Source organism: Perlucidibaca sp. (assembly GCF_057084925.1).
The window spans coordinates 51,914-71,899 of sequence record NZ_JBXMRC010000026.1; the positions used below are offsets into that span (position 1 = coordinate 51,914).

At 52.9% G+C, this 19,986-nt stretch carries 20 protein-coding genes and 1 tRNA gene; 4 read left to right on the plus strand and 17 right to left on the minus strand.

Annotation, left to right across the window (positions count from 1 at the left end; translation table 11 throughout):
- Positions 1-66: 66 nt before the first annotated feature.
- From AC14IB_RS07695 to AC14IB_RS07755, 13 genes are all read right to left on the minus strand, one after another.
- Positions 67-1,038, minus strand: coding sequence for a flagellar motor switch protein FliM (locus tag AC14IB_RS07695; RefSeq protein ID WP_484231329.1), 972 nt, complete (start codon positions 1,036-1,038; stop codon positions 67-69).
- A 12-nt stretch (positions 1,039-1,050) separates the two neighbouring features.
- Positions 1,051-1,524, minus strand: coding sequence for a flagellar basal body-associated FliL family protein (locus AC14IB_RS07700; protein ID WP_484231330.1), 474 nt, complete (start codon positions 1,522-1,524; stop codon positions 1,051-1,053).
- 154 nt (positions 1,525-1,678) lie between these two features.
- The gene (locus AC14IB_RS07705) at positions 1,679-2,767 is read right to left on the minus strand and encodes a protein-glutamate methylesterase/protein-glutamine glutaminase (RefSeq protein ID WP_484231331.1); all 1,089 of its coding nucleotides are present in this window, start codon (positions 2,765-2,767) and stop codon (positions 1,679-1,681) included.
- Position 2,768: 1 nt separating this feature from the next.
- Positions 2,769-3,371, minus strand: a complete 603-nt coding sequence (gene cheD, locus AC14IB_RS07710) for a chemoreceptor glutamine deamidase CheD (RefSeq protein ID WP_484231332.1) — start codon at positions 3,369-3,371, stop codon at positions 2,769-2,771.
- A complete protein-coding gene (locus AC14IB_RS07715) occupies positions 3,368-4,216 on the minus strand; it encodes a CheR family methyltransferase (RefSeq protein ID WP_484231333.1) in 849 nt (282 codons plus the stop codon). Before AC14IB_RS07715 ends, cheD begins: the two co-directional genes overlap by 4 nt.
- 60 nt (positions 4,217-4,276) lie before the next feature.
- Positions 4,277-7,069: a methyl-accepting chemotaxis protein gene (locus AC14IB_RS07720; protein WP_484231334.1), complete on the minus strand. Its 2,793-nt coding sequence runs from the start codon at positions 7,067-7,069 to the stop codon at positions 4,277-4,279.
- 22 nt (positions 7,070-7,091) lie between these two features.
- Positions 7,092-7,577 carry a chemotaxis protein CheW gene (locus tag AC14IB_RS07725; RefSeq protein WP_068858946.1) on the minus strand — a complete coding sequence of 162 codons (486 nt, stop codon included), beginning with the start codon at positions 7,575-7,577 and terminating at the stop codon, positions 7,092-7,094.
- Between the two features lie 9 nt (positions 7,578-7,586).
- Positions 7,587-9,305 (minus strand): chemotaxis protein CheA, encoded by a 1,719-nt coding sequence (locus AC14IB_RS07730; protein ID WP_484231335.1) that lies wholly within the window; start codon positions 9,303-9,305, stop codon positions 7,587-7,589.
- Positions 9,306-9,321: 16 nt separating this feature from the next.
- Positions 9,322-9,798, minus strand: coding sequence for a hypothetical protein (locus AC14IB_RS07735; RefSeq protein WP_484231336.1), 477 nt, complete (start codon positions 9,796-9,798; stop codon positions 9,322-9,324).
- 11 nt (positions 9,799-9,809) lie between these two features.
- Positions 9,810-10,172 (minus strand): response regulator, encoded by a 363-nt coding sequence (locus tag AC14IB_RS07740; RefSeq protein ID WP_068858939.1) that lies wholly within the window; start codon positions 10,170-10,172, stop codon positions 9,810-9,812.
- 166 nt (positions 10,173-10,338) lie between these two features.
- Entirely contained in the window at positions 10,339-11,046 is a 708-nt protein-coding gene (locus AC14IB_RS07745; RefSeq protein WP_484231337.1) for a glutathione S-transferase family protein, read from the minus strand.
- Between the two features lie 12 nt (positions 11,047-11,058).
- Positions 11,059-11,706: a PAQR family membrane homeostasis protein TrhA gene (gene trhA, locus AC14IB_RS07750; protein WP_484231338.1), complete on the minus strand. Its 648-nt coding sequence runs from the start codon at positions 11,704-11,706 to the stop codon at positions 11,059-11,061.
- Positions 11,696-12,337, minus strand: a complete 642-nt coding sequence (locus tag AC14IB_RS07755; protein ID WP_484231339.1) for a carboxymuconolactone decarboxylase family protein — start codon at positions 12,335-12,337, stop codon at positions 11,696-11,698. Before AC14IB_RS07755 ends, trhA begins: the two co-directional genes overlap by 11 nt.
- 133 nt (positions 12,338-12,470) lie before the next feature.
- Here AC14IB_RS07755 and AC14IB_RS07760 point away from each other — a divergent pair, with 133 nt between their 5' ends.
- Positions 12,471-14,771, plus strand: a complete 2,301-nt coding sequence (locus tag AC14IB_RS07760; protein WP_484231340.1) for a DUF6351 family protein — start codon at positions 12,471-12,473, stop codon at positions 14,769-14,771.
- 11 nt (positions 14,772-14,782) lie between these two features.
- Here the strand turns inward: AC14IB_RS07760 and AC14IB_RS07765 are convergent.
- Positions 14,783-14,858, minus strand: a tRNA-Glu gene (locus tag AC14IB_RS07765).
- 38 nt (positions 14,859-14,896) lie between these two features.
- Entirely contained in the window at positions 14,897-15,916 is a 1,020-nt protein-coding gene (locus tag AC14IB_RS07770; protein ID WP_484231341.1) for a 2-dehydropantoate 2-reductase, read from the minus strand.
- Between the two features lie 81 nt (positions 15,917-15,997).
- On the opposite strand from AC14IB_RS07770, the gene AC14IB_RS07775 reads away from it, so the two are divergent.
- Positions 15,998-16,825 (plus strand): SDR family NAD(P)-dependent oxidoreductase, encoded by an 828-nt coding sequence (locus AC14IB_RS07775; protein WP_484231342.1) that lies wholly within the window; start codon positions 15,998-16,000, stop codon positions 16,823-16,825.
- On the opposite strand, the gene AC14IB_RS07780 is transcribed toward AC14IB_RS07775, so the two are convergent.
- Complete coding sequence (locus AC14IB_RS07780) at positions 16,822-17,307, minus strand: glutathione peroxidase (RefSeq protein WP_454557328.1); 486 nt, start codon at positions 17,305-17,307, stop codon at positions 16,822-16,824. The genes AC14IB_RS07775 and AC14IB_RS07780 overlap by 4 nt on opposite strands.
- A gap of 31 nt (positions 17,308-17,338) precedes the next feature.
- Positions 17,339-17,746 (minus strand): peptide-methionine (R)-S-oxide reductase MsrB, encoded by a 408-nt coding sequence (gene msrB, locus AC14IB_RS07785; protein WP_484231343.1) that lies wholly within the window; start codon positions 17,744-17,746, stop codon positions 17,339-17,341.
- A 143-nt stretch (positions 17,747-17,889) separates the two neighbouring features.
- Here msrB and AC14IB_RS07790 point away from each other — a divergent pair, with 143 nt between their 5' ends.
- Positions 17,890-19,116, plus strand: a complete 1,227-nt coding sequence (locus AC14IB_RS07790) for a pyridoxal phosphate-dependent aminotransferase (protein ID WP_484231344.1) — start codon at positions 17,890-17,892, stop codon at positions 19,114-19,116.
- Between the two features lie 75 nt (positions 19,117-19,191).
- A partial coding sequence (gene htpX, locus AC14IB_RS07795; protein WP_484231345.1) for a protease HtpX occupies positions 19,192-19,986 on the plus strand: 795 nt, incomplete at its 3' end.

The following is a 19,986-nucleotide window of genomic DNA, read 5'->3' on the forward strand; positions in this document are numbered from 1 at the left end:
CTTCGCTGGTGACGCCAGCAACAGAATCTTCAAACATGGCGTTATCCTCGTGGTCGTGGCTCATGATTAGGCACTTCGTGACATGGGGTGAATTTGATGATGGACTTTCACGGCTAACTGCCCTTGATGCGTGCCGAACGTACCCGCCATCAGCGCGAGATCCTCAATGAGCAACGTCACACCTTGCGGGGAATCAATCGGCAACACATCGCCAACGGCCAATCGTGAGACCTTAGAGAGCGACATCGTGCTTTCATTCAGACGTGCCACGACACTTAAGCTGGTGGCCTCGATACCGGCGAGCAAGCGCTGACGCCACTGCTCATCATGCTCTTGGCGGCTGGCGCGACCCTGCCCGCCCAGATGCTCCCGAACAGGATCAATGGCCGCCCAAGGCACCAACATCCATACGCCACAGTCATGACCGGGCATGGTGATCGCGAAGCGCGCGGCCAGCAGGTTATCGCTTTGCTTGAGGTGATCGACAAAGCGCAGGTCACTGTGGCGCTCTAACAGCGTCGGAGAAATATCCACCACGCTATGCCAGGCCTGCCCCAAGTCCGGCAGCAACGTGCGCCCAAGCTGTTGCATAAAGCGCGCCTCGGAAGGCGAAAACTCACTTTGCAGTCGCTTAATTCCTACCCCGCCTCGGCCACCGAAAAATTGATCGACCAGGGCAAAGACCAAGTCGGCCTCAAACACCAAATAAATGGGAGCACCCAAGGGCGATGCGAGAATCACACTGATATCGCAAGGCGGCGTGAGCATGCGTTGCAACTCACCAAATTTCATGACCGCAATACGCTCGGCTCTCACACCCTGGATATCGGGGGATAGCTGGCGTAAGCGCTGCTTTAACGCCTCGGCAAATTGCGTTTGCACTAACGAGAGCGCAGGAATTAGGCGCTGAACGGCATAGTCTTGTGTGGCAAAGTCATAGCGATCGCGGCCATCGGCAGCCTGAGGCTGAGCCGTTTCCGGTCCACGCATTTCATGCATGAGCGCATCAATTTCAGCCGGCTCTAGAATCTCGTTCATGACCTGCTCCGTTTATTGCACAACAAATTTGGTGAAATAAACGGCGGCTATTCCGTCACTCCCTGTCTCTTCTTTTAAGACGTTGTTAATCAGCTCCAGTGCTTGCGCTTGCAGTGCTTTTTGCCCATCGATGGTTTGTACGTTTTCGCGAAGCAAGGAACCAAAGAGCATGGTCAGCTCGCTTTTCACGCGTGGCATGACCTTTTCGAGCCGTGCGATCGCGGTGGTATCGCGCGTCATCACGTCTACTTCTACCTGCAAAAAGCGATAGCGAGCGCCGTCTTGAATGTTGACGACAAAAGTAGGATCAATGGTTTTGTACTGAGCTTCTTTTACCAATGGCTTAGGTTCAGCGGCTGGGCTTGTGGCCGCAGCACTGACTGCCGGAGGCATCAAAAAGTTTTTAGCAAGAAGTAAGGTGCCACCCACAGTGCCGGCTAAAACCAGCACACCCACGAGGCTAAGGATGATGACTTTCTTGTTCATGAGTTAATTTCCTAACAATATTGACCCGCCATATTGTTAACAAAGCAACTCATGTGCCAACTAAATTTACCATATTATTCAATGGCTTATAAATCTGCAGCCACTTTAAAGCGTCGTCTCGTTGACGATCGTCAAAATACTGGCGGAGTGAGACTTAGGCCTGACGGGCGGCGGCAAGCACCTTGCTCGCCAATTCAGAAGGCGCGCCACAAGCTTGCGATGCCCCCATCTCCACTGCCGCTCGGGGCATACCGTAGACCACACAACTTTCTGCACTTTGAGTCAGCGTATAAGCGCCCTGCTCGCGCAAACGCAGCAAGCCAGCGGCGCCATCTTTTCCCATACCCGTCAACAACACGGCTATGGCTTTGGCGCCTACGGTTTTAGCCGCTGCATCAAAGAGCACATCGACTGAAGGGCGATGACGATTCACCTCTGGCGCGCTAGATAAACGCGTTTCAAAACGACCATCGCTGCGACGATGAATTTCAAGGTGTGAGTGACCGGGCGCGATATACACCCAACCAGCTTGCACAATGTCTTTATCCACGGCTTCTTTTACTCTTACCTTGCAACAATCGTCTAAGCGCTTAGCAAACCGTGCCGTAAAGCCTTCGGGCATGTGCTGGGCAATCAAGACGGGCGGCGAATTAGGGGGAAGAACCTCAATAAATTGCTTCAGGGCTTCTGTGCCACCGGTAGATGCGCCCACCAGAATAATTTTGGCCGCGTTAAAAGCTGCATTCGTTGGACTAACAAGGGCAGAGTCAATCACTTGCATGGGGTTTCTGCGCCGGGACTGGGAGGCATTGTGGTCAGCAAGTCGAATTTTATCCGTGACCTCTTTAGCCATCGCGGATAAGCCGTCTTTTCCTCCCAACCCTTGCTTACACACCACATCTACCGCGCCCAGCTCCAGCGCCTGCAAGGTAAAATCACTGCCTTGCTCGGTGCGGCTGGAAATCATCAGCACCGGAATGGGATTCAGACGCATCAGGCGTTCGAGAAAGTCCAGACCATCCATGCCAGGCATTTCAATGTCTAAGGTCACCACGTCTGGCTGTAACTCACGAATAATTTCGCGGGCAGCAAATGGGTCCTCTGCGCACCCCACCACCACCATATCGCTTTCGGCATTTATCATTTTCTCCAGCAATAAGCGCATCGAAGGCGAGTCATCCACCACCACCACACGGATTTTTTGTGTGCTGAGGGAGTCTGTATCAGAAGCTAAACTTGTCATTTCAGACCCCTCGAATCATGCGCTGTTGGTACTCTTGCTCTTCGCGAATCACTAAAGAGCTTTCATCCGCTCGCAGGCGCCGAAGCTTGACCTGACCGCTATCCGGAAAAAAATACAGCTTACGGGGGCAGGTTTCCCCGAGATCACTAGCGGCCAGCGGGATGTCTTGTTTTTTTAAATACGCCAAGGCAAAGCTCACATTTTGGCGTCCAACCTCACTGTGCGTGAGTCCTCGCATAACACGAGCACCGCCAAACAGTTTCGCCTCGATGCTATTCGCCAACGCACCGGCAGCTAAGAGATGCTGAAGCAAGGTATCCATAGCAAACTGTCCGTAGCGCATGCTGTCCGCTCTTCCCCGAGCATCGGCCAACATAAAGTGATTCATGCCACCTACTCGGGTGACAGGGTCCCAAAGGCACGCAGACACACACGAACCCAGCACCGTCGCTAGCGCAACGTTGCCGGAGCTGACGAAAAATTCGCCGGGCATAATTTTCACAACATCACAGTTGAATTGATGATCATGAAATCGATTGCGTGCGAGATAGTCATCCCCCGGTAAGGGCTGACCTCTAACGGCACGCTGCAGTAGGCGTGTCATGTCACTTTGCCCGTCTGACGCAACTCATAAACCGTTTTACCGCGCAGCTTAAACAGCTCACTCAAGTGCAATAACGACTCTGAATGGCCGATAAAGAGCAAGCCATCACGACACATCAGTGGAATGAATCGCTCAAGGACTTTGCGCTGGGTTTCTTTGTCGAAATAAATCAGCACATTTCGGCAAAAGAGCACATCAAATTCGCCTTCAACGGGCCAATCCAACGCCAGTAAGTTGAGCTGTCGAAAACTGACCAGGCGCTGAACCTCGGGCTTTACGCGAACCAAGCCGGCACGTGAGCCAGAGCCTTTGAGAAAGTATTTTTTGTATTTGGCGTCAATACGCTCAATGCGATCTTCGCTATACACACCGGCCTCGGCCTTCGCCAACACACTGGTATCAATGTCGGTCGCCACAATTTCAACACGATCAGCATCGGCGCCTAACGCATCAATCACCGTCATGGCAATGGAATATGGCTCTTCCCCCGTAGAGGCTGCGCTACACCAAATGCGAATTTGACCCGATTTCTGCTTAAGAAATTCTGCCAACATCGGGAAGTGGTACTCCTCCCGGAAGAAGGACGTGAGGTTCGTGGTGAGGCTGTTAACGAAGGCCTCCCACTCCACTTTATCGGTTTCAATGAGGCGTAGGTAGTCGGCAAAACTGTTTAGGCCAGTGGCTCGCAACCGCCGAATCATCCGGCTATAAACCATGTCTTGTTTCGCGTCAGATAGTCGAATACCGGCATGCTCGTAAATCAATTTCTGCACAGTTTTAAAGTCGCGCTGATTAAATTCGAAACTGCGCTCTTCTTTATCGAGAATACCGATATGGGCCTTCATAACTCATCCTTTCTCGCCGTAGATCGCCAAAGGGGCTACCGAAGCAGCCCCTGGATTTGCTTAGAACTCTTCCCACTCATCATTTAGTTTGGCCGCAGCAGAAGAGCGCGTTGCAGCTCTTGGCATGGGCTGACGAACCGGCAGTCGCTCCACATTTGACGGCCTGGTGTTTGTGACACGATCGGTGCGGCCCGATATTTTGAACACGCTCACCGCCTGTGTGAGACTAGACGCTTGATCTTCCAGCGATTGAGCAGAGGCTGCCGCTTCTTCCACCAGCGCCGCGTTCTGCTGGGTGGTTTCATCCATGCTGGTAATGGCCTGGTTGAGCTGAATAATGCCGGTGCGTTGTTCCTCGGATGCACTGGAAATTTCCGTCATGATCGACGACACACGCTGCGTCGATTCAACGATTTCTTCCATGGTCTTACCGGCTGTTTCGACCAGCTTGTAGCCGTTGGACACCTTATTAACTGACTCGGAAATTAACTCTTTAATTTCCTTAGCTGCTGATGCAGAACGCTGCGCCAAGTTACGCACTTCGCCCGCCACAACAGCAAAGCCACGGCCTTGTTCACCGGCTCGTGCGGCCTCTACTGCCGCATTCAGCGCCAAGATATTGGTCTGGAAGGCAATGCCATCAATGACGTTAATGATTTCAGCAATTTTGCTCGACGACTCCGCGATAGCACCCATGGTGGTGACCACTTCACTCACCACACGACCCCCACGATCAGCCACCTCCGATGAGGTACGCGCCAACTGGCTAGCCTTAGTGGCATTGTCTGCGTTGTTACGCACGGTGTTGGTAAGCTCTTCCGTGCTCGACGCCGTTTGCTCGAGGCTGGCCGCTTGCGACTCGGTACGACGCGACAGGTCCGCATTGCCAGCAGCAATCTCTTTAGCTGCGTTATTAATAGCTTCTGTCGCCTCGGTAATAGTGCTGGCGATTTGCTTCAGTTGCGCCACCGTGGCGTTAGCATCCGTCTTCATTTGCGCAAAGGTGCCGCGATAATCGCGATCAATGGTTTGCGTCAAATCACCTTGAGCCAACGCATTCAGTACACGCACCACATCTGCGAGACCATTATCTGCGGCCTCCACGAACAGATTTAGATCTTGCGCCAGCGTTTTAAAGAAGCCGGATTTGTCATCGACCCGAATGCGCTGAGAGAAGTCCCCTGCTGCGGCCGCTTCCACCATAGTCGCTACTTCTTTTTCGGCGGCGAGCTCTGCTGTTCTGTCTAACCACTGGCAAACACGTCCCAGATAAACACCGCGCTCATCAATTACTGGGTTCGTCGAAAGCCGGATGATGCGATCCCCAACTTGGCCTTCCGCTATCATGGGCTTGCTCAAACGACCCCGCGTGATGGCTAATAACGCTTCATCGTTCAACGATTCAGCCAGCGGATGGCCAAACAGTTTGTCTACCGCAGCCGAGCTCTTGAAAATCTGCTCCAAAAGATTTCGAGCGGCAGTGTTCATGTGGAAGAGATTATTTTCTTCGTTCGACAGCGTCACAGGCGTGCTGACATTGTCGAGTGCGAATCCGACACGCTGCGCCTCATCAGCGGCACGCTGGCTATCGGCCATGTCGAAGCGGAGCTTCACAAACATCGACTTAAAGGCGTCAGACACATCGCCAATTTCATCGGCACGGTCTTTCACCACCATCAGCGTGAAATTCCCCTGACCAATTTCCTGCATTTGCTTACGCATACGCAGCAGCGGCTGAGTCATCACGCCATAAAGTCGCCACATAAACACCGCAATCAATAAACCACCGAGAATAATTGTGGCCCACATACCTTTACGCTCGGCATCGTGCTCGGCCTTAATATCCGTTACGACGCGAAGAATAGTGGCCTCTTTCACCGCAGTAATTTCAGAAAATTTTGAACTGAGAGGGTCGATCCGGCGATATAGCGGGCCATCAAACTCCCCTAACTGCCCAGTCACCATGCCCGAAGAATTTGCAAGGCGCTGCTTCAAGCGAGCAATGTCCTGCACCGCCTGCTGACGTAGTCTATCTGCCTCATTGAGTAGGCCTTCTGCTTTTTCAGAATGATCCAGTGACTTTAATAATGCCCAGTTTTTTTCAATTTCAACTTCCGCTTTATCAACTCGACCGAGTGCATCACTAGCATTTATTAGCCCGGCATTGGCCTTATTAACCGCATCAATAATATCCACCGCGTAGGATGCCGATATCTGGCTAAGCAATGTGTTGGCCCGCATGCGTTGATTGGTAATATCATCAATATCTCGATCAGAACTATTGATACCGTTCAAGCCCAAGCCGCCCACTAATAGCCACAATCCAACCGTGATCGTAAAAATTAGCGCCATGCGGCTGGCGAGTCGCATTTCATTAAAATGATGCCAAAATAGTTTTAAACCTGACGGAACCACACGACCTTCACTCATGGTCACTGTGGTTTCTTTATTACGCATTTTCCGATAAAGCTCGTCAGCTGCTTCAACCATCTTTCGGTCGGGCTTTGAGCGCACCGACATATAGCCAACAACCGTACCATTTTGGAAAATTGGTGAGGCGTTTGCCATCACCCAATAGTGGTCGCCATTTTTACAGCGATTTTTAACGATGCCGCTCCATGCCTTCCCAGCCTTAAGGGTTTCCCAAAAATCCCGAAAAGCTTCTTGCGGCATATCGGGATGGCGCAACATATTGTGCGGCTGCCCCATCAGCTCAACCTCTGTAAATCCGCTCATTTCAATGAGCGTTCGATTCACATAGGTGATTGAGCCCTTTAAGTCGGACTTAGACAGGATGTATTGGCCTTCCTCTAAGTGACGCTCTACACCGGTCACTGGCAAATTCGTTCTCATGTTTTCTCTCCGGTAGTGTGCGTCAGGCGGCATCGGCGACTAGCGCCATATCCGGACTGCTCATCAAAGTTTCTATGTCCATCAAAATCACCATGCGCTCATTCAGGGTGGCTAAGCCGCGAATAAAGCGGGTGTCCAAATCGCCATGCAGCGGGGGAGCTTCACGAATTTCTTCGGGATCGAGCTGAATCACATCCGACACGCTGTCGACCACCACGCCCACCACGCGATCGGAAATATTCAAAATAATGACCACGGTAAAGGCGGTGTACTCCGCACTGCCGAGGTTGAACTTCAGACGTAAATCCACGATGGGCACAATGATTCCACGCAAATTAATCACGCCTTTAATAAAGCCAGGCGCGTTAACAATGTGCGTAACCTTTTCATAGCAACGTATTTCCTGAACCTTCAAAATATCGATGCCGTATTCCTCAGCGCCCAGTGCAAAGGTCAAAAACTCTTGCCCGGTACGAGGCTTTCCATCTTGGGATTGCTGACGATCCATTACTTTCTCCTATACCGCACACGCTAATGGCGGACGCTTGGCCAGCCGAACAACTTCAGACACATCGAGGATCATGGAGACACTGCCGTCGCCCATGATGGTGGCCGCCGAAATGCCCGGCACCTTGCGATAATTAGATTCCAGACTTTTGATAACAACCTGACGTTGACCCAATAGTTCATCCACGAAGAGCGCAGCGCGCCCACACTCGGTATCAACAATGATGAGAATGCCCTGCTCCGGGCGATTGGAAATGGGCGTTAAACCAAAGACCTCGTGCAGTGCAACGAGCGGCAAGTACTCGCCCCGCACAAACACGACCCGGCCCGTGCTAGCGACCGTTTTCACATCTTCCTGGCGTGGTCGTAGCGACTCAATAATGGTGGTGAGTGGGACGATATAGGTGTTGTCGCCAATACCAACCGACATGCCATCCATAATGGCCAGAGTCAGTGGCAAACGAATACTGATGGTGGTGCCTTTACCGGTGACCGAGGTGAGCTCAACACGCCCACCCAGTTGTTCGATATTGCGCCGGACCACGTCCATGCCCACACCACGACCCGACACATCTGTCACCGTTTCAGCGGTGGAAAACCCTGGCGCGAAGATAAGCTGCCAAACATCCTGATCACTGGGGTTATCGGGCACAAAGACATTTCGTTCGCGCGCCTTGGCGAGTAATTTGTCTCGGTTTAATCCGCGACCATCATCGCGAATCTCAATCACCACACTGCCGCCCTGATGACACGCCGTGAGTGTGACCAAACCTTTCACCGGCTTACCGGCCGCGATGCGCTCATCCACGGTTTCAATGCCGTGATCCACACTGTTGCGAATGAGGTGCGTTAAGGGGTCTGTAATTTTCTCAATCACACCCCGGTCAATTTCAGTGCCCTCGCCCACGGTACGCAGCTCGATTTGCTTATTGAGCTTACCGGCCAAGTCACGTACCAAGCGTGGAAAGCGGCTGAACACTGAACTGACCGGCAACATGCGTATGCTCATGACCGACTCTTGCAACTCACGCGTATTGCGCTCGAGCTGCTGAAGTCGCTCTTGCAGGCGCTCATAGTCTATGGGTTCATCCGTGACCTGATTGAGCTGCGCCGTTTGCGCCAACATGGATTGGGTAATGACCAGTTCGCCGACTAAATTGATCAACTGATCCACGCGCTCAATGCTGACGCGGATCGAACTACTTTCACTCGCTGGGGCTGCTGACTGCTGCTTGCTTTCCGTCGCAACTTTTACGTCCAGTGCGACCACATTGCTTTCAACTGAAGCAGTGCCGTCGCTGACCTCAGGCGCGGCTAGGACGAGCGCAGACTCTTCCTCGTTGGCAATAGCGCGTATTTTGGCAATGACATCTGTCACGCGCTGTTCTGGCACCTGCTCACCGCCTTGGTGAGCCGCCAACTGATCCAGCAGCACATCACGCGCCACCAGCGTGATATCAATGATGCGCTCACACAGCTGAAGCTCTTGCTTTCGCACCCGATCTAACAGGGTCTCCAGGTCGTGCGTCACCGAGGCCATATCGGGAAAGCCAAATGTCGATGCACTGCCTTTAATTGAATGAGCAGCGCGGAATATGGCATTGAGCTTTTCACTATCAGGCTGATTAAGATCCAGTGACAGCAAGAGTGTTTCCAAGCTGGCTAGGTGCTCCGCTGCCTCTTCAAAGAAGATGGCGTGAAACTCACTGAGATCATCATCAAAGCTCATGGCTATGCCTCCAACATCAACTGGTTAAGAGGCATAAGATGAGTCGACCTTTGGTGTAGCCATCAATATCGACGACTAAATCCAAACAATTCTCATTGCTCAATGTCGCCAGTTCAGCAGGCAGTGACTGACCCGGCAGTACTTTTTCGGCCAGCGTGACGCGAACGTTGTCGTGGTGAGTAAAGAGCCGCGACATCACGTTTAAGACTTCCGCAAATATCTCAGCAAGCGACTCATCGAGCTTTTGGGCTGCGGCTGACTCAGCGGCAACCCGCGCCGGAATCAATGCAAAAGCAGCCGCTGAGGATGCGGCAAAAGCCACATCGGCCATGCATGCCACCACCAACTTCTGGTGGCCATCGTGATACAAGCCCGCCAGAGGCAAGTGACCATCTCCGCCCTGCTGACTTAAAGAAACATAGACATCTCGGCGCACAAAGGCTGAGAGCGTTTGAGCAACCGCTTCGGGGCTGGGTAATTGGTAGTCACTCATGGCGAGGCTCCTTAACCCAAATACGTTTCGAGGGCGCGTTGAAAATCTTCCGGGGTAAAGGGCTTGCCGATGAGGAAGGCCGCACCAGAGCTTTCGGCAAGCTCACGCATTTCTTGACTCACTTCCGTGGTCACAAATCCGAACGGTGTTTTGTCGCCATCAGCACGAAGATCTTGGAGAAACTCGATGCCATTTTTATTCGGCATGTTCCAGTCCGACAAAATCACATCGGGTCGTTGGCTTCTCGCCAGCTCCAGCGCTTCTGCACCATCAGCGGCCTCTACAATCTCGTGTCCGCGAAATCCAGCTTGGCGCAGCATATGGCCGATAACCAACCGCATGGCTTTACTGTCGTCGGCAATAAGTAACTTCATTTTTATGTCCCTGCTTTGTCTATGACCTGAGCTTGCAGGCTTTCTCGGCAGGGCTCTGTCGCACTTGAGTCAATGGCAGGGGGAGATACTTAGGAGAATTGCAGAGGAATGTTAGTCGACCGTAGTTAATCGAAACACCAAGTAACTACGGTCACTTTTTGAGGGTTTAACGCTGAACTAATGTCCGTGCAGCGGTGGCAAAATCACTGGCGGTTTTATCGTCGGGTTTACTTAATGCAGGCATAGCGACAGGAACAGTTACACCAAACTGACAGGCCGGACGAACTTTCATGGCATCCAGCCACCGGCGTAAATGTGTAAGTCCTTCAATTTCTACACCCGACCAACGATAGGTTCTTACCCAACACCAGTTGGCAATGTCGGCAATGGAGTACTCACTACCCGCCAGCCACTCTGCTTGGCCTAGGCGTGTATCTAATACCTCAAACAGGCGTCGGCACTCGTTCTGATAACGCTCAATCGCCAAGGGGATTTTCTCCGGCAAATAGCGCGAAAAAACATTAGCCTGTCCCATCATGGGCCCGACCCCGCCCATTTGAAACATCAGCCACTGCAGGGCCGCCATACGACCACGCGTATCTACTGGTAATAGCTTGCCGGTCTTATCAGCGAGATAAATAAGGATGGCGCCAGATTCAAAAATCACCAAATCGTTGGCATCGTGGTCTACCAAGACAGGGATGCGACCATTGGGGTTGAGTGCCAAAAACTCAGGCTGCTTCTGTTCATTCCCCAATAGATTGACCGCCACCGTCTCGTAGGCGAGTCCGAGCTCTGCCAGCGCGACCGACACTTTCCAGCCATTGGGCGTTGGCGCGGTATACAGCGTAAGTCCCGTTTTAGATGACGTCATAGCAAAACACCCTTAAGCAGAAGGAATGACATAAAGCCCAATCATGACGCAGTGGCAGGCAGCACCAGCGGCCACAAAGACATGCCAGATGGCATGGGTATAGCGCACCTGCTTTGCCGCATAAAACGCTGCACCCAGCGTAAAGCACAAACCGCCCGCCAGCAGCAGCCAGAAGCCTTCACGCGGCATGACTTGCCATAAGTCTTGAATGAGCAGCATCGACAACCAACCCATGAGCAGATACGTGATGAGCGACATGCGCTTGAAGCGATGAATAAAGTAAATCTTGAAGACAATGCCGGCCAGCGCTAGCCCCCAAATAACCCAGAGCATGATCTGTGCTGCTTGGGTGTTCAGCGTCAGCATCAACATGGGGGTGTATGTACCCGCAATCAGCAAATAAATCGCGCAATGATCGAGTCGCTTAAACAATGCCTTGGTTTCGACATGCGTCATGCTGTGATAGAGCGTGGAGCACAGAAACAACAGAATCAGGCTGCCGCCATAAATCGCTACACCGGCTAACTCAGCAGCCGCCAGTACGGGAATGGCTTTCACCATCAGCAGCGTGACGCCTACTGTGGCTGCAATGGTGCCCAGGCCGTGACTCACCGCATTGGCAATTTCTTCTGCTAAGGAATAGGAAGCATTAGCTGACATGAGAGTTCCTTGTATGAATGGGTGCCGCCGCCAGCACGCCTTCTAAACGGGTATCCAGCGGAAGGCCCGTACTGTTCAACACCCCCGCGAGCATCTCGTAATGCCCTATAAGCATGACTAACTCTAAAAGACGACGTTCGCCGTAATGAGCTTCTAGCATGCTCCAGCTGTCTTCGCCGATCATGCGCTCGTGATGAAACTCGTCGCAGGCCTGCATCAGCGCCTTCAAGTGTGGCTCCCAACCCGGCGCATCGGCACCCAGTGGAATACGCGCGATGTCTTCGGCGCTGACGCCGGCGCGTAGGCCGATATCCACATGCTGTCCCCACTCATAGCGCGACCGGCAGTTCCAGCCTACGCGCAAGATGACCAACTCCGTATCTCGCCGGGGCAGCGCACCAAAGGGCATGAGGCATTTGGCGAACATCAGCCAATTCCAAAACAGCCGGAAGTTGCGCATCAGCATCAAAAACAAATTGGAGGCCTCTAGGCGACCCACTTTATTAATGGTGTGCATGAGCAAACGTTGCGCTCGCGTTGAGGTCTCCACCGTGAGTGGCTTTAAACGCACACGGCCTGGCGTTCTCCAGCCCCCGGGCGGGGTTAACTGATCAGATAGTAAGGTTTTCATGTATTTAGCTCTGACTAAAAAAGTAACTACTTGCAGTCTAAGTCGGATTCGTCACCTTTGCTTTATTTTAAGAAGTGTTTAGTTTATGTTTCTAATTGTTAACCAAAAATCATAAAAAAATCGGGTTACTACTATGCGTCGCACCTTTGCATCACTGGCCATGATTGTCGCCATTATTTTATTAACGGCCTGCAATTTCTCCGATAAGTCCACCAGTAGCAAGGGCCCAGCCGACCCTAACATTGATCAGCCCGACGACAATAGCGGTGGCGTAGAGGCCAAAGAAAGTCCACAAATTGTGGTTTTATCCAACCGTGCTGACATGCTCAGTGATGGCGATGCACTGATTGAAATCATCCCGCCGAAAGATGAAGCCATCAACAAACTGGTTGCAACCCTGAACAACACCGATGTCAGCAACGAATTTGCATTGCGTCAAAATAAACGGTGGATGGGGCGTATCAAAGGCATGACCTTAGGCGAAAACACCCTGAGCGTTCGGGTCAATTCCCTGTCAACGGTGAAAAGCACACTCATCAACCACCCCAATGAAGGCCCCATTTTTTCCGGCCCACAAGTTCCCCGCTTACGCTGCCAAGAAGGTGGCCAGCCACTGACCTGTAATCAACCGCCTGAATACACGTTTCTCTACAAGTCGTCTCAGCCAGGCAGTATTGGACTAAAGCCCTACGATCTGAAAAATCCACCTAGCGATGTCGCTAAGACCACGACAGATCACGGCGTGACCGTGCCGTTTATTGTGCGACAGGAGCGCGGGTATCAAGATCGTGATGAATATCGCATTCTCGCACTCTACAACCCCGCGCAGCCTTGGCAGCCTTGGCAACCACAGCCTCAGTGGAACCGTAAGGTGCTTGTTACGCATGGGGGTAATTGCGGCACGTCCTTTACCCCAGGCTCGGCAAAACTCAACGATTTCTCGGGAACTTTTGATGATGTGCCTGTTGTGGAGCAAAGCTATGTCACGGGCTTAGGTCTGGGCTTTGCGGTGATGTCCACTGCCTTAAACAACGGCGGACATAATTGTGACGTGGTGTTGCAAGCTGAATCCATGGTCATGGCCAAAGAGCGCATCGTTGAGCAATATGGTCCTATTCGCTATACCCTCGGAACAGGGTGCTCCGGGGGTTCCATTACGCAAACCACCGTGGCCAATGCCTATCCCGGGATTTATCAAGGCCTCATTACCATGTGTGCCTATCCTGACTCCATGTCGGCAGGCGTGCAGTTCACCGACTCGCATTTAATGCGCAGATACTTTGAAAGCCCCGATAGTGTGAGCCGTGGTGTTATTTGGTTGCCCACGCAATGGGGAGACGTAGAAGGTCATCTCACCCACGTTAATGCCGTCGTCGCCGACGAAGGCTTGTTTAAAGCGGCCACAAATCCCGTGGGGACCTGTTACGGCCCCAACAGCTATCACCCACAAAATAACCCCAAGGGTCAGCGTTGCGGGCTTATTGATTGGCTAAACCATATTGTCGGCTTTCGCGAACCCGCTATTTGGTCCCCCATGGAAAAAGCCGCTGGCTTTGGCTTTGCCAGCCTTCCCCTTGGCAACACAGGTATTCAGTATGGTTTACTGCCTTTTCTTCAGGGGCGCATTACCGGCCTACAGTTTGCGGACCTGAACATTCACATTGGCGGCTTGGATATCGATATCCAACCTCAAACGGCACGCAGCAAAGCCGACCCCATAGCGGTCAGCAATTTGTATAAAAGCGGCATGATGATGGTTGGCAACAACCTAAATTCTGTACCGATTCTAAACTTCGTCGGTCCTGATCCTGGTATTGCACATGACTCCTTGCATGCCTGGTGGGTGCGTTGGCGTCTTGACCGCGAGCATGGCAATCATGACAACCATGTCATGTGGGCAGGCGCCACCCCGCTCATTGGCGACATTAATTGGGTCCACGAGGGCCTAGTTGCTATGGATAAGTGGGTCGCTGCCATGGAAAAAGATACGAGTAATCGACCGATATCTGAAAAAGTGGTGGCCAATAAACCAGCCGACCTTCAAGATCGATGCCTATTGCCGACCGGTGTCGCTGCTGTAGGCGAAGCCTGCGTTGATGCGCTGAAGTCGCTATATGCCTATGGCACTCCTCGTACACAAGCGGGCGATGCTATCTACGGCGACAACTTGGATTGCGTGCTGAAACCCTATGATCCGGCGAAAGAATATGGCCCGCTGGTCAATTTAATTCTGCCAGACCAGCTCAAAGCACTGAAAGAAGTCTTTAAAGACGGCGTCTGCGACTACAGCAAGCCTCCTAAAGGGCTTGTGCCAACTCAAACCTGGCTGACTTACATCGACAATAAAGGTCAGCGGATTATTGGCGGCAAAAAATTACCTCCCATACCTGCGTTGTCTGACGTAGGCATGCGGTCGCCAGCATTTAAGTACTAAGAGCAGAATTGTGGCGTCCCCACAGGGATTCGAACCCCGGTTACCGGCTTGAAAAGCCGGCGTCCTAGGCCGCTAGACGATAGGGACGAATGAGCGAGGCGATGGTAGCAGCGAGTGTCTTGCTGTCAAGCCGACGTCGATTGCAATCGGGCGAGCAATTCAGCGCCTGACCAGGATCGACGATCGGCACCCGCCTGCTCTGCTTCACGGATGAGTTGTCGCAAGCTCGCATTAACCGGCGCCGTGCGACCCAATTCGCTTGCCAGCGTCACCACCTCCCCTTGAATCCAGTCCACCTCCGTTCGGCGACCAGCTTCAAGGTCTTCCCACATTGACGATCTCGCGAGTGGATCCATGGCCAACATACGCTGCGCTAACCGCTGAAACAGCCAGTCCGGCACGGTGAGCAAACGCGCCAACCAGTGCGGTGGCAACGCGGTCAGTTGCATGGGTTTTATGCCCGCCGCGCTATACAAGGCCAACGCTTCACGCTGCGCCAAAGACAAACATCGGCGATAGTCTCGCTGACTTAACTCCGCCTTTAAGGGCAAGTTCGACAGCGCATTAATCGCATTATTCAAGTTCAACAGTAACTTGCCCCAAAGCACAGCACGCATATCGTGTTGGGCGTTAAACGCCAACCCAGCGCGAGAGAATACATCCGAATACGCCGGTAGCCCTTCATGCGCCGCCACATCCAGCGCGCCGAAAGAGCCTTGGTGAAAGCACCCATCGCCACAATTCAGCACGTTAAAGGGCACCATGCCCGCCAGCACAGTCTGACTCGGCATAGCAGTGCGCAGCACTTCCGCATTGCGCACGCCATTTTGAAAGCTGATGACTATCGCTCCCGGCTTTAGGTGTTGGGCCAGCTCAAGGGCAACATCGGCGGTGGCGGCCGACTTAACCGTTACCAAAACAAGGTCACAGTGAGCCAACGCGCTAACGTGGGTCGATAAATTCAGTGTGTCAGCGGCAAGCGTTTGATCCCGCCCCAAATAGTCGGTGACACGGAGACCAGTGGTTCGTAATACGTTCAATAGGGTTGGTCGTCCCACATAGACCACTGAGGCACCTGCAACCTGTAAGCAGCCGCCAAGGTAAAGCCCGACACTCCCTGCCCCCATAATTCCAACACTATGCATTGCCTACCCCTCTGCTAAACTCATCTTTTAATGGCAGCATAGCAGCTGCCAACGCCACTGACGTTAAGGAGAATGCGCATCATGCAACAACAAATTCTAGTGACCGGAGGCAACAGTGGCATTGGCCTGGAAATGGTTCGCGCGTTTATTCACCAAGGTCATGAGGTCATGATTGCCGCCCGCGATTTGGGTAAGTCACTGGGCGTCATTCAAGCCTTGAAGCGCGAGACTCCTAACGCTCGTCTACACGCGGTGGCACTTGATCTGGCGGACTTTGCCAGCATTGACAAGGCGGCTAGAGAGATCCTCAACACACTCACTCAACTCGACACCGTGATGCTGAATGCCGGCAGCTTTACGCGCGGGCTACGCAGCCAAGCCAATGGCCTAGAAAGCATGATGGGGAGCATGCATTTTGGGCATTTCCGCCTCATGGAGCACTTGTTGCCGCAGTTGAAGGTTGCCACCGAAGCTCGCGTGGTCATGACGGCATCCGTCGCGCACTGGACTGGCCGCATTGATGAAGCCGCCTTTACCGACTACAGCCGTTACGGTTCCGATATCGTGGCCTATGGTTCAGCCAAGCTGGCTAACTTGATTTATGCCCGGGAGCTGGCCAGACGCCTGGAAGGCAGCGCGATCCGCGTTAACGCATTCCATCCGGGCGGTGTGGCCACGGGAATCTGGCGTGAAATGCCAGGGCCGATTCAACGTATCGTGGATAAAGTACTTATTACCCCTGCGAAAGGCGCTGATACTGCGATATGGCTTGCCACCAGCGAAGCTGCGAAACATCACCATGGCGGCTATTTCACGCGACGCAAAGCCGATTTCAGCAAGCCATCAAGCCGCAATCAAGCACTCGCTGCCAGCCTATGGGCGGCTAGCGAGCGAATTGCCGGCATTTAAGCTAAGGCTTTCTCAATGTCCTTCACCAGGTCTTCGGGCTTGGTGGTTGGCGCATAACGATCCAGCACGCGGCCATCACGCGAGACCAGGAACTTCGTGAAGTTCCACTTAATTTTTTGACTGCCCAGCAGGCCCGGGGCTTCGGCGGCTAAATGCTGGAACAACGGGTGTGCGCCAGGGCCATTCACATCAATTTTGGCAAACATCGGGAAGCTAACGCCGTAGTTCAGCGAACAGAACGAGGCAATTTCCGCTTCATTGCCCGGATCTTGATTCAGGAATTGGTTGCAGGGAAATCCTAGCACCGTAAAACCTTGATCCTTGTACTTTTCGTAAATGGCCTCTAGTCCCGTAAATTGTGGTGTGAAGCCACATTTACTGGCGGTATTGACGATCAACAGGACCTGCCCTTTGTAATCGGCAATCGGGCTCACTTCCCCGGTGATTAGCGTAGCTTGGTGGTCGTAAATCGTGCTCATAATTTTATTCCTGTCAGAACGTAACTCAGCTTAATTATTTAGGGTGCAACTTTAACGATACCGAGTTAATGCAATAGCGCATGCCCGTGGGCGCTGGACCATCGGGGAAAACATGCCCCAGATGCGATTGACATTGGCTGCACACCACCTCTACCCGAATCATGCCATGGCTGATGTCTCTATGCTCACTTACGACATCCTCGGCTAAGGGCGCATAAAAACTGGGCCAACCCGAACCGGAGTCGTATTTTGTTTCGGCATCAAATAACGCTTGGCCACAGGCGCGACAAACGTAAACGCCGTCGTCATGGCAATTCCAGTACTCGCCTGTAAACGCCCGCTCTGTTCCTTTTTGGCGGCACACATAAAACTCTGTTGGGTTGAGGCGCTGCTGCCACTCCTCATCCGTTTTAGGTAGTGTTTGGCTCTCGTCATGAGTCATAAATTTTTCCTCGGCAAGTGGTCAGGCTAACAACACCGCATCACAGTCACAAGTCGGCAATACGCTATCTTGTCTGGGTTTCCGTTACACTACTGCGACTTTCCCACAGGCCCTGTGCAGGCACGACCTGCGTTGAGACGATCATGGACATTGCCAAATCCGATAAGTTGAAAGATGTTTGCTACGACATTCGTGGGCCGGTGCTAAAAGCTGCCAATGCCATGGAGGAGCAAGGTCACCGCATCATCAAGCTCAACATCGGAAACCCGGCGCCATTCGGCTTCGAGGCACCGCAGGAAATCCTCTCGGATGTCATCAGCAACCTGCCCAATGCCGTGGGATATTGCGATTCCAAGGGTCTGTTTGCGGCGCGCAAGGCTATCGTGCATTACTACCAGACCAAAGGTCTGCTCGGCGTGGATGTCAACGACATCTACATCGGCAACGGTGTCTCTGAGCTGATCGTCATGGCCATGCAGGCCTTACTCAACAACGGCGATGAAATGTTGGTGCCTGCCCCCGACTACCCGCTATGGACGGCTGCGGTCACTTTGTCCGGCGGCACCCCCGTGCATTACCTCTGCGACGAAGATCAGGGCTGGTTCCCGGACTTAGCAGACATGGAAAGCAAGATCACTGCTAACACGCGCGGTATTGTGGTGATTAACCCGAATAACCCGACCGGCGCTGTCTACTCTAAAGAAGTGTTGGAGGGTATCGTCGCCCTCGCCCGCAAGCATGACCTGATCATTTTCGCCGATGAAATCTACGACAAGATTCTCTACGATGAGGCGCAGCACACCTCTATCGCAACGCTGGCCCCAGACTTGCTCTGCGTGACCTTCAACGGTTTGTCCAAAAGTTACCGCGTCGCGGGTTTTCGCTCTGGCTGGCTAATGGTCAGCGGCAATAAGCGCATCGCTAAAGACTATATTGAAGGCTTAGACATGCTCGCCTCCATGCGTCTGTGCGCCAATGTGCAAGCACAGTTCGCCATTCAAACGGCATTGGGCGGTTACCAGAGCATTAACGACTTAATTCGTCCGGGCGGACGCTTGTACGAGCAGCGTGAACTGGCGCATAAAATGCTCACCGCTATCCCCGGCGTGACCTGTGTAAAACCAGCAGGTGCGTTGTATTTGTTCCCTAAGCTCGATCCGGATATGTATCCCATCGAGAACGATCAGGCGTTTATTCTGGAGTTTCTGCAAGCCGAAAAGGTGCTACTGGTGCAAGGCACAGGCTTTAACTGGCCCAAGCCAGACCACTTCCGCGTGGTCTTCCTGCCGCACCGAGAGGAGCTGGTAGAGGCGATTAATCGATTGGCACGATTCTTAGCCGGTTATCGCCAACGGCACGCAGCAAAATAGTGTGATGAAGACTTGAAACTGACATCAACTGCCCATAATTTATTAATGACAATTATGAAAGGAGCTTAAAAACACATGTTACGCATCGCTTTGTTTCTGTTGACCAACCTCGCAGTCATGCTGGTGGCGGGTATCGTACTCAGCCTCCTGGGCGTGGGTTCGACGCATGGCGCAGGAAACACCCTGCAACTCGGCAATTTGCTGGTCATGTGTTTTGTCTTCGGCTCGGTTGGCTCGCTTATTTCGCTATTCATGTCGAAATGGATGGCCAAACGCTCCATGGGCGTTCAAATCATTGAGTCTCCACGCACCGGTGAAGAGCGCTGGCTAGTCGATACCGTCGCTGAGCTGTCGCAAAAAGCCGGCATCAAGATGCCGGAAGTCGGCATCTTCCCGAGCTATCAGTCCAATGCCTTTGCTACTGGCTGGAACAAGAACGCCGCACTCGTTGCCGTCTCGGCCGGTCTTTTGCAACGCATGACGCGTGATGAAGTACGCGCAGTACTGGGTCACGAAATTGGTCACGTCGCTAATGGCGACATGGTTACGCTCGCCCTAGTCCAAGGTGTGGTCAACGCCTTTGTCATGTTCTTCTCGCGCATCATCGGTAACTTCGTCGATCGCGTGATCTTCAAGAACGAAGAAGGTCCGGGCATTGCCTACTATGTCACCAGCATCGTCGCCGACATCGTGCTGGGCATTCTGGCCTCGACTATCGTCATGTACTTCTCGCGCTATCGTGAGTTCCGTGCCGATGAAGCCGGGGCACAGCTAGCCGGTCGTCAGGCTATGATTAACGCCCTGCGTGCGCTGCAGCGTGAACAAGAAGTGCCAGATCAAATGCCAGCCGAAATGACCGCTATGGCCATC

Excerpts from the sequence above, each read along its gene's own strand:
- AC14IB_RS07695 (WP_484231329.1), bottom strand. The coding sequence starts at position 1,038 with ATGAACGAGATTCTAGAGCCGGCTGAAATTGATGCGCTCATGCATGAA.
- AC14IB_RS07700 (WP_484231330.1), bottom strand. The coding sequence starts at position 1,524 with ATGAACAAGAAAGTCATCATCCTTAGCCTCGTGGGTGTGCTGGTTTTA.
- AC14IB_RS07705 (WP_484231331.1), bottom strand. The coding sequence starts at position 2,767 with ATGACAAGTTTAGCTTCTGATACAGACTCCCTCAGCACACAAAAAATC.
- cheD (WP_484231332.1), bottom strand. The coding sequence starts at position 3,371 with ATGACACGCCTACTGCAGCGTGCCGTTAGAGGTCAGCCCTTACCGGGG.
- AC14IB_RS07715 (WP_484231333.1), bottom strand. The coding sequence starts at position 4,216 with ATGAAGGCCCATATCGGTATTCTCGATAAAGAAGAGCGCAGTTTCGAA.
- AC14IB_RS07720 (WP_484231334.1), bottom strand. The coding sequence starts at position 7,069 with ATGAGAACGAATTTGCCAGTGACCGGTGTAGAGCGTCACTTAGAGGAA.
- AC14IB_RS07725 (WP_068858946.1), bottom strand. The coding sequence starts at position 7,577 with ATGGATCGTCAGCAATCCCAAGATGGAAAGCCTCGTACCGGGCAAGAG.
- AC14IB_RS07730 (WP_484231335.1), bottom strand. The coding sequence starts at position 9,305 with ATGAGCTTTGATGATGATCTCAGTGAGTTTCACGCCATCTTCTTTGAA.
- AC14IB_RS07735 (WP_484231336.1), bottom strand. The coding sequence starts at position 9,798 with ATGAGTGACTACCAATTACCCAGCCCCGAAGCGGTTGCTCAAACGCTC.
- AC14IB_RS07740 (WP_068858939.1), bottom strand. The coding sequence starts at position 10,172 with ATGAAGTTACTTATTGCCGACGACAGTAAAGCCATGCGGTTGGTTATC.
- AC14IB_RS07745 (WP_484231337.1), bottom strand. The coding sequence starts at position 11,046 with ATGACGTCATCTAAAACGGGACTTACGCTGTATACCGCGCCAACGCCC.
- trhA (WP_484231338.1), bottom strand. The coding sequence starts at position 11,706 with ATGTCAGCTAATGCTTCCTATTCCTTAGCAGAAGAAATTGCCAATGCG.
- AC14IB_RS07755 (WP_484231339.1), bottom strand. The coding sequence starts at position 12,337 with ATGAAAACCTTACTATCTGATCAGTTAACCCCGCCCGGGGGCTGGAGA.
- AC14IB_RS07760 (WP_484231340.1), top strand. The coding sequence starts at position 12,471 with ATGCGTCGCACCTTTGCATCACTGGCCATGATTGTCGCCATTATTTTA.
- AC14IB_RS07770 (WP_484231341.1), bottom strand. The coding sequence starts at position 15,916 with ATGCATAGTGTTGGAATTATGGGGGCAGGGAGTGTCGGGCTTTACCTT.
- AC14IB_RS07775 (WP_484231342.1), top strand. The coding sequence starts at position 15,998 with ATGCAACAACAAATTCTAGTGACCGGAGGCAACAGTGGCATTGGCCTG.
- msrB (WP_484231343.1), bottom strand. The coding sequence starts at position 17,746 with ATGACTCATGACGAGAGCCAAACACTACCTAAAACGGATGAGGAGTGG.
- AC14IB_RS07790 (WP_484231344.1), top strand. The coding sequence starts at position 17,890 with ATGGACATTGCCAAATCCGATAAGTTGAAAGATGTTTGCTACGACATT.